Source organism: Coleofasciculus sp. C1-SOL-03 (assembly GCF_040220555.1).
In the GTDB taxonomy this organism is placed as follows: domain Bacteria; phylum Cyanobacteriota; class Cyanobacteriia; order Cyanobacteriales; family Coleofasciculaceae; genus Coleofasciculus.
In genome coordinates this window covers 16,853-30,756 of record NZ_JAVJUO010000118.1, presented here as the reverse complement: position 1 = coordinate 30,756, position 13,904 = coordinate 16,853, and the positions used below count along the sequence as shown (strand labels likewise).

The window sequence follows — 13,904 nt, the reverse complement described above, 5'->3', positions numbered from 1 at the left end:
CAGTCGGTCTGTCGGGGAGTAAGTCATGGGGCTGCTCTAGATAAGTGGCGAAAAACTCGTCAGAGTTGTAACTAGGAATGTCCTATTGTGAGGTAGGAAGCCTACTCCATAATCTTCGATTTGGTGTAGGAGGATGTCACTATGAAGCTAAAGCAGATCAGTCCTTCAGACACCGTGGCTCCTGGCTACGTTGCTGTGGTTGAATTTGGTACTCCCAAAGCCCATATCGTTGAAAAATGCAGGACATAGAAACTCTTCACCGAGAAGCAATGGAATTGGTAGACCAGGCGGTCTTAGCCCGTCAACGGGGCGATGCTAAGGCAATGCGAGAGTTTTCTCGATCCGCCTTTGCCAAAGAACGGGCAGCGGCTGATTTAGTTGCCAATCAACTTGACCTAGAACCCACCCGCTCTGTTTTACACCGCAGCGCCGCCGTTCTTGTCTTAGAGTGTGGTGAACTTCGAGAAGCCGAACGACTGATTGGACGGGCGCTAGCTGGCAATCCACCCGATGATATTGTTGACGAACTCCCCGATCTGCTTCTGGAAGAGATTTACTCTCAGCGCCAAGTTATAGGGCGCTAATACGGATGACAATAAAACTGTACTTGATCCGTCATGGCATCGCTGCCGATCGCGAAGACTATGCCAACGATGATGATCGTCCCCTAACCAGCAAGGGGCGTAAGAGAACCACTAAAGTCGCCAAGCAACTGCGCGATCGCGGTTTGCATTTTGACCATATATTAACCAGTCCCTTAGTCCGAGCGCAAGAAACCGCTGCGATTCTGCAAGAGGTTGGTTTAGGTGAGCAACTCGACGAATTTCCCAGCCTTGCGCCTGATGGGGATATCCATACCTGGGTCAATTGGCTGGAAGAATGGCGTCAAAACCGGAACCGAGAAAACTGTTTGGCGTTAGTCGGTCATCAACCGGATTTAGGCAATTGGGCAGAACTGCTACTCTGGGGAGAAGCACAGGAAAAACTCGTCCTCAAGAAAGCGGGCGTGATCGGGTTAAACCTGAAAGAAACGGGAGTACCCCTGGGGCGAAGTGAGCTATTTTTGCTAACCTCTCCAAAATGGCTGATCTAAGCGATCCTTAAGAATTTTTGTAACACACACTACTAATCTCCCAGTTTCTGGTAAGTTAGCCTGAGAACACTTCAGATGTCTCTACTCCGGAAACGGAAGCGCCCTTAACCGGGCAACTAAACAAACCATATCGTAAAGGTTAAAAGCACGAGTCTATGACTGTCTGCGAGTATAAACCAGGTTTAGAAGGCATTCCCGCTGCCCAATCCAGTATCAGCTATGTTGATGGGAAACAGGGAATATTAGAGTATCGCGGTATTCGGATTGAAGAACTCGCTACAAAAAGCACGTTCTTAGAAACCGCCTATCTCCTGATTTGGGGTGAGCTACCAACCAAGGAGGAGCTAGAAGCGTTTAAGACGGACATTCTTTACCATCGACGGATTAAATATCGGATTCGGGACATGATGAAATGTTTCCCGGAAACCGGACATCCGATGGATGCATTGCAAGCCTCTGCAGCAGCGCTGGGTCTGTTTTACTCAAAACGCGCTCTCCCCGCTCCCAGTTATATCCGGGAAGCAGTTGTACGCTTGTTGGCGAAAATCCCGACAATGGTGGCAGCATTTAAGCTAATGCGGAAGGGGAATGACCCAGTAAAGCCGAATGATGATTTAGACTATTCGGCTAATTTCCTGTATATGCTCACCGAGCAAGAACCTGACCCCCTAGAGGCTCACGTCTTTGATGTTTGCTTAACCCTCCACGCGGAACATACCATCAATGCGTCTACATTCTCAGCCATGGTAACAGCTTCGACGCTGACTGACCCCTATGCGGTCATTGCATCAGCGGTTGGTACCCTCGCCGGTCCTTTGCATGGGGGGGCGAATGAAGAAGTGATTTCCATGCTCGAAGAAATTGGTTCGGTGGAAAATGTACGTCCCTATCTAGAGGATTGCTTGCAGCGCAAGGCAAAAATCATGGGATTTGGTCACCGCGTTTATAAGGTGAAAGATCCACGCGCCACGATTCTTCAGAATTTAGCCGAACAATTGTTTGAGAAGTTTGGCTCTGATAAATACTACGAAATTGCCGTGGAATTAGAACAGGCGGTCGAAGAAAAACTGGGATATAAAGGAATTTACGCCAATGTAGATTTCTATTCCGGTTTGGTGTATCGGAAACTCGGCATCCCCACCGACTTGTTTACGCCGATATTCGCGATCGCCCGGGTAGCCGGTTGGCTGGCGCACTGGAAGGAACAACTAGGAGAAAACCGGATTTTCCGACCTACCCAGATTTATACCGGCAATCACGGTGTCACTTATGTTCCCATCCAGGAACGGACATCACAAATTCCCTTAGTGTGAAACAGGTTGATCGCTTCTCCCCAACACTAGAGTCAAAGGAGGAGCGATCGCACTCCAGAGAATGTTTTAACCTGCCTTAGTAAGGCTAAATGTATCATTGCTTCCCCTGCTTCCAGACGTAGCATGCTACGTCTCTACATTGCTTCCCCTGCTTCCTACCCCACCCCTCACAAGGGTAGGTTTTTTAAGATGGGGGTTTAGGTAAGACTTAGAAGACAGGTAGACCAGTAGACAAGGAAGAGTGAGAACGGAAAATCGGGCGTTTCGGCTTTTAGAAGCGAGTTTGACCGAACCTAATTTTGTACGGTTTTTCCCCCTTGTCTTCTTTCCATCCTTGTCCTCCTTGTCTTGTCCCAACCATAAAATAAAAAACCTACACCTGTCAGCTCCCCCTGCTCCCCCAGCTTCCCCTGCTTCAAGAGCTCCCCCTCACCGCAGCACTTATTCAGCAGCCCCTAGCTTAGTCTTGAACCCACACGGAAACGGAACCACCGTTACACCGAAACTCTGCCCATCCCCATTCATTGGTGTAAATGGGTTCCTTGATATGTTCGGTTAAATCATAGAACTTGGCATTCGGTTTCCCCACTTCCATCCACTTATAACCTGGCACACTATCACTCATAATTACCGCCATGGCTTTCGGATGAGCGTGATCCCCTAAGCGCGTCCAACCAATTGTATTGTAGTGATCAAAGTAATCGTATTGATCCCCATAAGCATACTCTTTGCGAGCATAGAGGAGTTTGTCAATAATCCAACGGTGAGAGGGAAGAAAAATCTTATACCGATTGCCATCTTTGCCATAATCCTCGTATTCTGCACCGTAATAATCGGCATAAAATACACAAGGATACCCCTCACGGCGTAATAGAATGATCGCATACGCTAAGGGCTTAAACCAGGGTTCTACGGGGGCTTCTAATGACTGTAACGGTTGCGAATCATGGTTTTCCACAAATGTAACGGCATGGGTGGGACGTTGCTGCATCAACGTGCCATTGAGGATACTCCCCATGTCATAATGTCCACCGGAACGACTGGCGTAATGGAAATTGTAGTGGAGTGGTACATCAAAGACCGACATTTTGCCATTAATAGAATTGATATACCAATGCAAGGTATCAATATTGTTGTACCAATATTCACCCACCACAAACAAATCTTTACCCGCATGATATCGCATCTCATCTAACCATTGCGGGAAAAACCAGGAGGAAATATGTTTAATCGCATCCAGACGGAAACCATCCGCGCCTGTGGTATCCAGATACCATTTACCCCAACGAGTCACTTCATCGCGCACCTCTTGACTCTGGAAATCCAGATCACATCCCATTAAATAGGCGAAATTCCCTTTTTCTAACGCCACATAATCATCAAAGACTTTTCCCTCAAACAGATAAAGCGTGTTCAGTTCCTTGGTGAAATCATCGTAATCCACTGCATCAAAATGCCACCAATGCCATTCAAAGTTAGAATATTTCCCCTGACGCCCCGGAAACTTAAAATGAGAATAGGCTTTGATATCTCGTGTCCAGCCTTTGGGATGCAGGCGATCATATTCATTAAAGGGAGTAGCGCGGGCAATCTCTGTCCCTTCACCCCCCATACGATGATTCAGAACCGTATCAGCGTAGGCTTGTATTCCTGATTCGTGTAAGGCGTTTATCGCGGCTAAATATTGTTCGCGAGTCCCGTATTTGGTGCGAACAGTGCCATGTTGATCAAATTCCCCTAGATCATACATATCATACACGGCGTAGCCGACATCATAAGTGCCTCCCATTCCTTTGTAGGCTGGAGGTAGCCACAATGCGGTGAATCCTGCATCGGCTAATTCTTGTGCCTTAGTTTTAACGTCATTCCACAGGATCAGATTGGGATCAATATACCATTGGAAATATTGCATCATTGTGCCATTAATTGACATGTTGAGCCTCTCTTTTTTTTTACAGCGGATAAGGAAAACATTAGTTCCCTACCCTTGACAAGGGGAGGGTTAGGGAGGGGTTTATCTCAAGGTATTGGAGATGTTTTCGCTTAAGTTGAATGGCACTGACTGAAGGTTGGTGGGCAATGCCCACCCTACGGTCTATCAAAAGTTTTGGTGATCCAAAAATGCTTAGTTCAATGCCATTGAGCTTCCGTTAACATCAAGGCGTGAAACCCACTCCGACAAAAAAACAATCCTTTAGGACACAAACCGAATCACTTCACCCGAACTAGCGGAACCATAACTGACCATTGCTACCTCCTGCCCAGCAGAATCAATTAAGGCAATAATACCCGAACTATTCCCCAATTGCATAGTCGTATAATTGGCTCGCGAAATGGTAAACCGCTTGACTTCCTGCGGTTGCAGCGTGCCACTAATATCTTCCGGACGGTCTAATTTATCTTGCAGTTTCCAACCCGATAAATCAATCGGATTACTCGTGGTATTCTTTAACTCAACCCACTCATTCCCCTGATCACTGCCTTCTGGATTGGGTTGGGTGGCGAAAATAACCACATTACCGTTGTTGTTTGTCACTTCATCAATTGGCTCAACAACGGGTTCATCAGTGTCCGGTGTTTCTTCGTCATCCATTGCCAAGAAAATGGGGAAAAATGAACGAATAAATTCACCACGACTGCCATTGGGATTCGTGCTGCGATACAAGACTAAATTATAGGTAGCGTCATTAATGGTAATCCGGCGCTTATCTGTAATTTTGCCATGAACACTTTCGTAATAGGCAACCGTTGCCATTGCCATTTCACATTCGGGACTTGGACCGACAAAGAAGCCGCCTTTGGGTTTAAACAGTTTGGCAATCACGTTTCCTTGCATATTAATTACTTTTTTGGTCATCTGCAAGGTGACAACATTGGGATTTTGGGAACCATCCTCTCCTTTTACGTCATACTTGTAGCCTAAATAATTGACCCGCTGATTTTTTTCATCCAGGTAAAACTTCACCCATGAGTGATAACCGGAAATTTTGCCAAAGTTTTCTTTTTTACTTCCCGAATGGATATCGAACTTACCTTCACCGACAAACACATGTTCAAAGCCAGAGGCAAACTCAGTCGATTTGCCGCCATAGTGATTCGTATAAAGTTCAAACCAGATCCGCTGTAACTTGGTGCGGAATTCTTCTTCGGAAAAACTTTCGCCTAAGTTTTGATTGATATAAGTCCGGGCAAGCTGCATGGGCTTGGTTTTGATTATTTTTACCAAAAACGCTTGCTGTTCTTGGACTTCTTCCTCGTTCGTCTTTTCGGGTTCAGCCACACGAAGGGCGTAGTTATCTAAAAGTTGTATAAAGCTGGAATAGGTACGATCTTTGTCAAAGAGTTTCGCTTCATTCACTTTATAGAAGAGAGGATGAGTGGCTAGATCAATTTCTCGTTTCCCCGCCGCTTTCACCTGTTCATCTAACAAAATATCAGCCTCTGGGTTTTCCCAGTCGCCGGAACTGTTGCGGGGACTAACTGAGAATTGATTCTCATCGTGTTCCCACAGTAGCTGATAAATCGCATCGGCGGTTAGATCAAGAGATTCCGGGGGAAAGGTGGGTTCTTCTCCGGTTCCTGGTGTTCCTGGCGTATCGTCCTCTTGGGTAGATACAGGATAGGCAATCCAGGCGACAGCTTCATCTAGATGCGCCCCATCCGCCGAACGTCCCCCGACGACGACTTCATCAAAGCGAATCTCGAATCCTTCTGGGGTAACATGGCGAAGTCTTAATCCTGGAGTTTCATGTCCGTTATAGGTTTGGGTCATCGGGATAACCGCGACTTGGGTATCCTGAGGAAACGGCGGATCAAATTTAACGGTATGCCATGTGTTAGATTGGCGATCAGCTTTTAAGGCGGGAATAATGCCAACTCGTTGTTGTGATAAGAGGGGGGATTGAGTTGTCATAATTTTTCTCCTGAATGTGAATAAAGGGTCAACCTTTAACTGGATCTTGTCCTATTGGTAATAGGTTTCAACTTACCGTTAGGTGGGCAAGAATAAGAAACGATACTATCACGGTGTCAAGGGTTATAACTCTTGCCCACCCTACATAGAACGGCGTTTGTTTCCTCTAAGAATGAGTCAACCGATTTGCCGTCCTTTTGTCAATTAAATTAAAGATTTGCTTAATCTTCTAGGCGAATCGAGGCAACGACTTGTCCGTGATCCGACTTCCATTTTTCCAAATCTTCGTAACTCAAGGTTTCATCGATGAGATGATCGTTATAAACAGAAACATACGTCACCTTGCCGATGCGATCCGGATTTTGTGCCACTAATTCTTCACTTACCATAATATGATCGAGACTCTCGTAGTACCCGTTGTAGATATGGGTGTAGTAGAAATCACCATAACTCTGACGCGCTTGAATGTCCTTGACACTATAAAGCAGTACGTCCCAGATTTCCTGCTTTTGGGCAAATCTTAGTTTTTCCCAAGGGGGTTCACCGGAAATAATTTTACTGGTTACGGCTAAACCACTATCATTTAAATCGCCGATGACAATGACTGGACGTTTGCGGTTTTGCAGCGTTTCCATGAGAATTACCCGTAACGCCGTGGCTTCAGCCGCCCGACGCAGTAACGCCCTGGCTTGTCCCTTGGCTTTTTCCACGGGGTCACTGCGATCGGCATCTTCAGGTATGATAGGGCGTTTAGACTTAAGATGAGCCACAAATACAGTACATTCAACCGTATCACTTAAGGCAAGATCCACCGATAACAGGGGACGGGAAAAGCTATGCAGCGGAATGGCTGTCCCTTCTATATCGATACGTGCCTTGTCGGGGAATTCGGTGAAGATTTGATGGTTGAGAACTGGGATTTTTGACAGCAGCGCTACGGTTGGTTTGTCCCCGGTGGGATTGGCGGTAATTAGATTAGCATTGGCACAGTCTGGGGTTTCTGCGAGGATTTCTCGCAAGGCTTCCTCATGAAACAGTTCCTGGAACCCGATGATATCGGCGTCCATTTGTTCGATTTGACGGGCAATCCAGGTTTTTTTGCGCTGATAAACCTCTGGGCTATATTTATTGGTGTCGTAATAGGTGACATTGGGTAGAACTAGGTTATAAAGGTTGAATGTGCCAACGTTCAGTGTTTTCTGGCGAACTGGACGTTTTGAGGGTGTTTCCGGTTGCGATGCACAACTACCACAAATAACTTTTTCTAGAACATCTTCAAAGCCTTTGAGGGTGTCTTGGTCGGTAAAGGCTTGTCCCCCGGTTTCTGATGCGACTCTGGCGTATTCGCTTTGGATACTCTCTCGATGTTTACTCTTAGATTTACCCAAATAGGTGTGAATGGTGACATTGGCGGCTTTAGCTTGGGATATGGCGCGATTTGCGGCTTCAATATCCTCTTGGGTGGTTTGAGGACCTCCGGCTTCTAAGGCTTCATCCCCTAGATAAAAAATTGCCCGGGCGGCATCCTCGCGCCAGTTAAAATGATTGGCAATATCTTCAAGGGTACGGGCGGCGTCTTCTTGGGCACCTGCATCTTTGAGTTCACCGCGTTTTCTTGCCCGAATTTCAGTTTCCGGCGCGTTGCATTCTTGGATTAGATAGTCGCGAATTCGGCGGCTAAAATTGGTATTTTTCCAAGTCCCTTCGATGCCAAACCATTCGGTGCGTAAATCGGACGGACAGCTAGAACTAGCGGCTTGAATCGCAGCGGTGGCGGCTTGACTTAGGGCTTGGGCTTCATCTCGCATTGAGGGACTGGTGTCGATGACGATAACTAAATCGACGGGCGGAATTGAATGGGTTGAATTGGTCATGTTGTTTTTGAATAAACGGTGAAGAAATAGTCTCTGTTACCGAGGGGTGGAGATAGGGCGACCCGAGTGAATTAAGTGGACGAGTGTTGTTAATTGATGCGGCGGGTCGCCCCTACAGGTCTTTAAAGAGGGATTTTTTGTTACCGAGGGGTGGAGATAGGGCGACCCGAGTGAATTGAGTGGACGAGTGTTGTTAATTGATGCAGCGGGTCGCCCCTACCGATCTTGAACACAAAATCAGTTATAATGTGGCGGCGAATTGTTCAATTTGTTGAATCACCTCATCAACGGAATCGGTAATCGCCAACAGTGAACTGTATTCTCTCCCCGCCGCTAATTGCGCCAATAACGGAAACACGGGTTTTTTACATTTCCAGTACTCTTCGCCTAAGAAAATCATCGGACTCACCACACCAAAGGAGTTGTAATGGTTCTGACAAGCGTCTTGGAAGATTTCTTGAATGGTTCCGGCACTCCCTGGAGAATAGATTACCCCATATTTGGCGATCGCGAGTAACCCTTCTTCCCGGATACTATTGGCAAAGAGTTTGGCGATGTGGGTGGCGAAAATGGTGGGTGGTTCGTGACCATATAACCAGGTGGGAATGCCTAAACTCTCTGGATATTGCCCATTTTTATCCTGAAGTGGGTATTTTTGTTTCACCGCAAAGGCGGTATCTAACCATTGTTCCATTGGCTGATAAATCGGTGCAGCCGCTAGAATCTCCACCGCATCCTCCAATTCCACCTGGGAACGATAGGCAAACCATGCGCCTAAATGAGTGGCTTCCATGGCACCGGGTCCGCCACCACTGGTCATTAAATAACCCCGACGGGTCAATTCTCCAGAAATTTGCGCCACTTTGATATAGTTGGGGTCACTCCGTTTTAGGGAATGTCCGCCCATCATTGCCACAACTTTTCGCCCATCAATCAGTTCTTCTAAAGCATCGGTAATCGCATGATCATGTAACCGTTGGGCGAGGGTTTCTAGAATACTGGCGGGGTGATCTTTGCCATTGTTGACATAATGGTCATAGACTCGACCATCCAGGGTATGACCATAGCTTCCTGTTACTCCAACTTGATAATCGCCCATTAATTCATCGGGAGAATAAAGGCGATTACGATACGCATTGTAGGGAACATAGGTCAAGGGCGGAAAAACTAATCCACCCGTGTTTAAAATATAGGTTAAAGTATCGGGTGTCAAGCGACAGCCTAAAAAGACGGTGTTGGTCAAATCGTACTTTTTTAATGTCTCAGCATAAGCGGTTAAATCTAAGCTTTGAAACACCACATTCGCCAGACTCTCTTTATCTTGAAGATACTGATCAAATTCCTCTAGGGATTCAATTTCTACCGGAATAATTAGATTCGGTTGGCGATGAGTGGCTGACGGCTGAGGTTGACGTGACATGTTGTTTTGGAATAAACAGCAATAAACATTATCTATTACCGAGGGGTGAAGATGGGGCGATCCGAGTTTATTGAGTGGATGGGAGTTGTTCATGGAGGGGAAATGTTCCTTGCCGATTCCCTCCCCTTGATCAGGGGAGGGTTAGGGTGGGGTCAGATCAAGGTATTGCTTTCTTTTCCACCTTAAGTTGACACCAATGTGCAGCGGGTCGCCCCTACATCCTGTTAATTGCCGTTCATTCTAACATCATTGATTATTTTATTCGCCAACTGTTTCTCTGGAAACTTGAGTCGTATTAACGGGACAAGCCGGACTCGCATCAACCTCTTCCACCTTCCTGACTTTGCGAATAATCGTGATTTCTTCTTCCCGCCGAACCACAGTGCGAACCGGGGTAACACAAACAATATCCCTCGCCGGATCACGTCCGAAACTGTCAAAACTTAACGTGGCGAAATTTCCTACACTGACAGAACCGGGGCGTTGGCTGCGGTAAGCTTCATCCACTTCGACTTCAACTTTTTTACCGGATTTGTCTGACGGTGTTTCTGGTGATGAATCGGTATCTAACCCTAATTTATTTTTAACTTTTTCTTTTTCTGCAACTAAGTGAGTTAAGCTGACAGGTTCAATGGCTAAAACAACTTGCCCTTGGTTATCGTCCTTATAGGTGTCAAAGAATAATCCACAAACCGTTGTCTTTTCTTTAACCTCAAGGGGAATAAAGTCCTCATACCCATTCAGCGATAGCCAGCTTTGTTCGACTTCAATACCTGTGAGTTTAGTGATGAATTTGCCCCCTTTGACCCAAAGGATTGCCCAGGGTTCTAATTTAAACTTTTGTTCTCCTGACCAATACTGGGCATTTCCTTCGCGGATTGTCACTTTATAGGTTCCCGGTTCGAGATCAATATAGTTGGTCTGCCATTGCTGGAGACTCCTCAAGTTGTCCGGATTCAACAAATGACAATTGGTTGTACTATCAACGGTTAGGGTTTGAGGCGTTGTCGTCGATTTGTTGTCTGTAATGGAGAGGGTAACTGATCCACTGTTATCGGTGTTATTGATATCAAAGAATAAGGCACAAACAACCGCTTGACCTTTGACTTCTAAACCTAACGGATCATCATAGCCATTCAGAGTTGTCCAGGTTGCCCCGGTTTCAAAGCCCGTGTTTTTATTAACAAACGTACTGCCATCTATGCCATAGATCCAGAGTAAGACAAAGGGTTCGCCTTGCCCTTTATCTTCGGCATAGCTGTAGCGACCACTGGCGATTTTTAAGGTATAGGTTCCTTGATCTAAGTGAATCGAGTTTGCCACATTCGACTGTAGGTGTTCCATCGCACCTTGGTCAATAACATAGCAATGATCTTGGGTATCAATGGTCAATAGGGTCATGGATTCCTCCGGAGTAATCGTAGTCGTCGGTGTGATTGGTTGAGGGGTTGATTGGGTCACTGGTTGATAAACCGTAAGTCCCGCCCAACGCCCTCTCGGTTCAGTCATGGTGACTAAGGTTCCTGTACCTGTTTGGGGATCAATACGGATGAGTTGACCATCTTTCCCTAAATTAAAGAAATTACCCGTAACGCCATAAAGAGTATCACCAATAAAGTCCATACTGCCAAGATCAGGGAAGCCAGTATTGCCAATAAGATTGACTGAACCTGTATCGAGATCACAGGTGGCTAATAATTTCTGGTGGTCATAACCAATTAGGGTAATATAAGCGGTGCCATCAGCCGCAAAAGTGACTTCACCACAGTTGCGTTCTCGATCCTTAATGGTTACGACAGGTGTTCCTTTTCCGGTGGCGGGATTGATGGCAATTAATTGTTTGGCACTGGTAGCATAGAGGGTTTGGCGCTGGTGGTGATAGGCTAAACCGGCAACCGCAAAGCCAATATCACCAATCACTGTGGCTTCCCCAGTGGTGGGGTTAATATTGAGGAATAATGTGGTTTGACCATCATCAGTCTGATCGAGTCCATAAAGCTGGGAATCGACAAAAGCAATATCGGTTACGGAGGTGGCGATCGCGCCAATTAATTGGGTGTTCCCTGTCACTAAGTCTAAGGTATACAGATTACTGGGTTGATCCGATTGATAATCCTGAAGATAGACGGTTCCGGGTGTTAGATCTCCGCCAGATGTTTTGGATAAACTCATTTTTCTCTCCTACTATCTTTAATCTAAACACTCAAGGGGCGGGTTTAGTCATATCTAGGTGGCAAAAAACGTTAGTCGTTCAACCCGCCCTTACAGACGTGCCATGGCACGTCTCTACACCTTAGCTTTGACTGGGTAAAACATTGGGAATCTCTTGATTCATTTGCAGTTTATCAATTGCATCTTTAATCACCTCCAGTAAGGCTTTATTCCCCTGCTGCTGCGCCAACTGAACCGCTTGCTGCAAGTCCGCGATCGCCTTTTGTTTTTGCTTCAGTTTAATCTGGACTAAGCCGCGATTATAATAGGATTCAATATGATTTGGACAAAGGGTTAAGGCTTGGTCGTAATTCTTGAGTGCCTCTTTATATTTTTGCAGGGCATAGTAAGCATTGCCGCGATTATTATAGGCTTCATGATTTTGACTATCAAGCGTAATGGCTTTGGCATAGTTGCTAATGGCTTGCACGAAGTTATTTAAATAGTAGTAGCCATTACCGCGATTATTATAGGCTTGAGCATAGTTAGGATTGATTGCGATCGCTTTATCGTAGCTGTCAATCGCTTGTTGATATTGATTTAATGCTATATAGGTATTCCCTAAATTATTATAACTTTCAGCATAATCAGGATTGAGTTGAATGGCATGACTAAAGTCTAACAGCGCTTGTTTATACTCGCTTAAATTATAGTAAGCATTGCCGCGATTATAGTAAGCCCGCTCATACTTGGGATTACATTGAATCGCTTGGGTATAATCCGCGATCGCCTGCCCATAATCGCCTAATAGATAGTATGCATTCCCTCGGTTATTATAAGCTTGTGGATAGCTAGGATTCAGTTTCAGAGCATCATTATAATTTTGCAATACTTGTTGATAGTCATTTAAAGCAAAAAAGCAATTACCACGATTATAGTATGACAACGCCAAATTTGGATAAATTTGAATCGCTTTGTTATAAATTTCTATCGCCTGCTCATACTGTCTTGCCTGATAAAGTGTTTCGGCTTGTCGATTATAATTAATTGCCAGATTTCGCTTGTATTCTAAAACAGCAGGTAAAATCAAGCCTAAAATTATCATGAGTCCAAAACTACTGATGATAAAACCGAAAGCAACACCGATTGAGGTAAGAATTTTGCCAAGACGCTTCAATGTACAACCCCCATTGATTCTGGAATACAGTCCCAATCAATTTTAGAGCTTAAAGGAATTTTTTCAAATATTCAATCAGTTTTGGCGTTTGCATCACTCCCTTGATGCGACTGGCTTGTTCACCTTCGATAAATAAAATTGAAGTCGGCAACGACTGAATCTCATACTGAGAGGCTAGTTTGGGATATTTCTCTGTGTTTATTTTCACCACTTTGATGCGATCGCCCATTGACGTCTTGACTTGTTCTAAAATGGGAGACATCATTTTACAGTATCCACACCAGGTTGCATAGAAGCTGACTAAAACTGGCGTAGGGGAATTCTGAATTAAATCTTGAAAACTGGAAAAATTCTGCTTAGTTGCCATTTCATTGAAGTGCAAGCCGCTGTAACATAAACGAAGCCAGATAAACCCAGTCAGGCTATCTGGCTCATTTGATTCATTACGATTCTACTTCTTGTTCCCGAAACACTACTTCGCCCTCTTGTTGAACTTGAGCCATTTGAGTAGTATTGATTGGGCAAGCCGGACTCGCATCGATTTCTTCCACTTTTCTTACTTTGCGAATCAGCACAATTTCCTCTTCGCGCCGAACCACAGTACGAACGGGAGTCACACAAACAATATCGGTAGCAGGATTACGTCCAAAGCTATCAAAGCTAAGAGATTCCAGGGGAACAATATGACCTGAACCTTTGGAATTTTGCTCACTCATAGTCTAAAACCTTATCTGTCAAAGCAACATTGGCAACGTTCTTAGTATGGCAGCTTAGAGATCAGAAATATAGTCCCTAAAGTTCAGATGTTGAATAGAGAATTTTTGGCTCAAATCCTAATAATGCATAATGTTGTATTTTAGTCAATACCTATAAGTCATAGAATTGAACTAAAACATATCCCCTATTCAATCCCTTACCTTGTTAACCAAACAGAGATCTCATGGCGAAAATATGTAATATATT

Annotated in this window: 11 protein-coding genes; 3 read left to right on the top strand and 8 right to left on the bottom strand. The window is 45.2% G+C overall.

Translation table 11 applies throughout. From position 1 onward, the window contains the following. Window positions 1-236 precede the first annotated feature (236 nt). From RIE73_RS18710 to RIE73_RS18700, 3 genes are all read left to right on the top strand, one after another. Window positions 237-584, top strand: a complete 348-nt coding sequence (locus RIE73_RS18710; protein ID WP_446402613.1) for a hypothetical protein — start codon at window positions 237-239, stop codon at window positions 582-584. A gap of 5 nt (window positions 585-589) precedes the next feature. Continuing rightward, on the top strand, window positions 590-1,093 hold the full coding sequence (sixA, locus tag RIE73_RS18705; RefSeq protein ID WP_446402612.1) for a phosphohistidine phosphatase SixA: 504 nt from the start codon (window positions 590-592) through the stop codon (window positions 1,091-1,093). Window positions 1,094-1,248: 155 nt separating this feature from the next. Next, entirely contained in the window at window positions 1,249-2,406 is a 1,158-nt protein-coding gene (locus RIE73_RS18700; protein ID WP_446402611.1) for a citrate synthase, read from the top strand. 460 nt (window positions 2,407-2,866) lie between these two features. Here the strand turns inward: RIE73_RS18700 and RIE73_RS18695 are convergent, their stop codons facing one another. The 8 genes from RIE73_RS18695 to RIE73_RS18660 form a co-directional block, all read right to left on the bottom strand. Continuing rightward, a complete protein-coding gene (locus RIE73_RS18695; protein WP_446402610.1) occupies window positions 2,867-4,339 on the bottom strand; it encodes an alpha-amylase in 1,473 nt (490 codons plus the stop codon). A gap of 261 nt (window positions 4,340-4,600) precedes the next feature. Further along, window positions 4,601-6,319, bottom strand: coding sequence for a lamin tail domain-containing protein (locus tag RIE73_RS18690; protein ID WP_446402609.1), 1,719 nt, complete (start codon window positions 6,317-6,319; stop codon window positions 4,601-4,603). Between the two features lie 221 nt (window positions 6,320-6,540). Further along, complete coding sequence (locus RIE73_RS18685) at window positions 6,541-8,193, bottom strand: endonuclease/exonuclease/phosphatase family protein (protein WP_446402608.1); 1,653 nt, start codon at window positions 8,191-8,193, stop codon at window positions 6,541-6,543. 241 nt (window positions 8,194-8,434) lie between these two features. Beyond that, window positions 8,435-9,613, bottom strand: coding sequence for an LOG family protein (locus tag RIE73_RS18680; RefSeq protein ID WP_446402607.1), 1,179 nt, complete (start codon window positions 9,611-9,613; stop codon window positions 8,435-8,437). 258 nt (window positions 9,614-9,871) lie between these two features. Next, window positions 9,872-11,785, bottom strand: a complete 1,914-nt coding sequence (locus RIE73_RS18675) for a hypothetical protein (RefSeq protein WP_446402606.1) — start codon at window positions 11,783-11,785, stop codon at window positions 9,872-9,874. Between the two features lie 121 nt (window positions 11,786-11,906). Next, on the bottom strand, window positions 11,907-12,941 hold the full coding sequence (locus RIE73_RS18670) for a tetratricopeptide repeat protein (protein WP_446402605.1): 1,035 nt from the start codon (window positions 12,939-12,941) through the stop codon (window positions 11,907-11,909). 49 nt (window positions 12,942-12,990) lie between these two features. After that, the gene (gene trxA / locus RIE73_RS18665; protein WP_446402604.1) at window positions 12,991-13,308 is read right to left on the bottom strand and encodes a thioredoxin; all 318 of its coding nucleotides are present in this window, start codon (window positions 13,306-13,308) and stop codon (window positions 12,991-12,993) included. Between the two features lie 76 nt (window positions 13,309-13,384). Continuing rightward, window positions 13,385-13,657, bottom strand: a complete 273-nt coding sequence (locus RIE73_RS18660) for a hypothetical protein (RefSeq protein WP_446402603.1) — start codon at window positions 13,655-13,657, stop codon at window positions 13,385-13,387. Between the last annotated feature and the right edge of the window lie 247 nt (window positions 13,658-13,904).

Bases quoted from the DNA above. Each gene is read 5' to 3' on its own strand.
- RIE73_RS18710 (WP_446402613.1), top strand. From the start codon at position 237: ATGCAGGACATAGAAACTCTTCACCGAGAAGCAATGGAATTGGTAGAC.
- sixA (WP_446402612.1), top strand. From the start codon at position 590: ATGACAATAAAACTGTACTTGATCCGTCATGGCATCGCTGCCGATCGC.
- RIE73_RS18700 (WP_446402611.1), top strand. From the start codon at position 1,249: ATGACTGTCTGCGAGTATAAACCAGGTTTAGAAGGCATTCCCGCTGCC.
- RIE73_RS18695 (WP_446402610.1), bottom strand. From the start codon at position 4,339: ATGTCAATTAATGGCACAATGATGCAATATTTCCAATGGTATATTGAT.
- RIE73_RS18690 (WP_446402609.1), bottom strand. From the start codon at position 6,319: ATGACAACTCAATCCCCCCTCTTATCACAACAACGAGTTGGCATTATT.
- RIE73_RS18685 (WP_446402608.1), bottom strand. From the start codon at position 8,193: ATGACCAATTCAACCCATTCAATTCCGCCCGTCGATTTAGTTATCGTC.
- RIE73_RS18680 (WP_446402607.1), bottom strand. From the start codon at position 9,613: ATGTCACGTCAACCTCAGCCGTCAGCCACTCATCGCCAACCGAATCTA.
- RIE73_RS18675 (WP_446402606.1), bottom strand. From the start codon at position 11,785: ATGAGTTTATCCAAAACATCTGGCGGAGATCTAACACCCGGAACCGTC.
- trxA (WP_446402604.1), bottom strand. From the start codon at position 13,308: ATGGCAACTAAGCAGAATTTTTCCAGTTTTCAAGATTTAATTCAGAAT.
- RIE73_RS18660 (WP_446402603.1), bottom strand. From the start codon at position 13,657: ATGAGTGAGCAAAATTCCAAAGGTTCAGGTCATATTGTTCCCCTGGAA.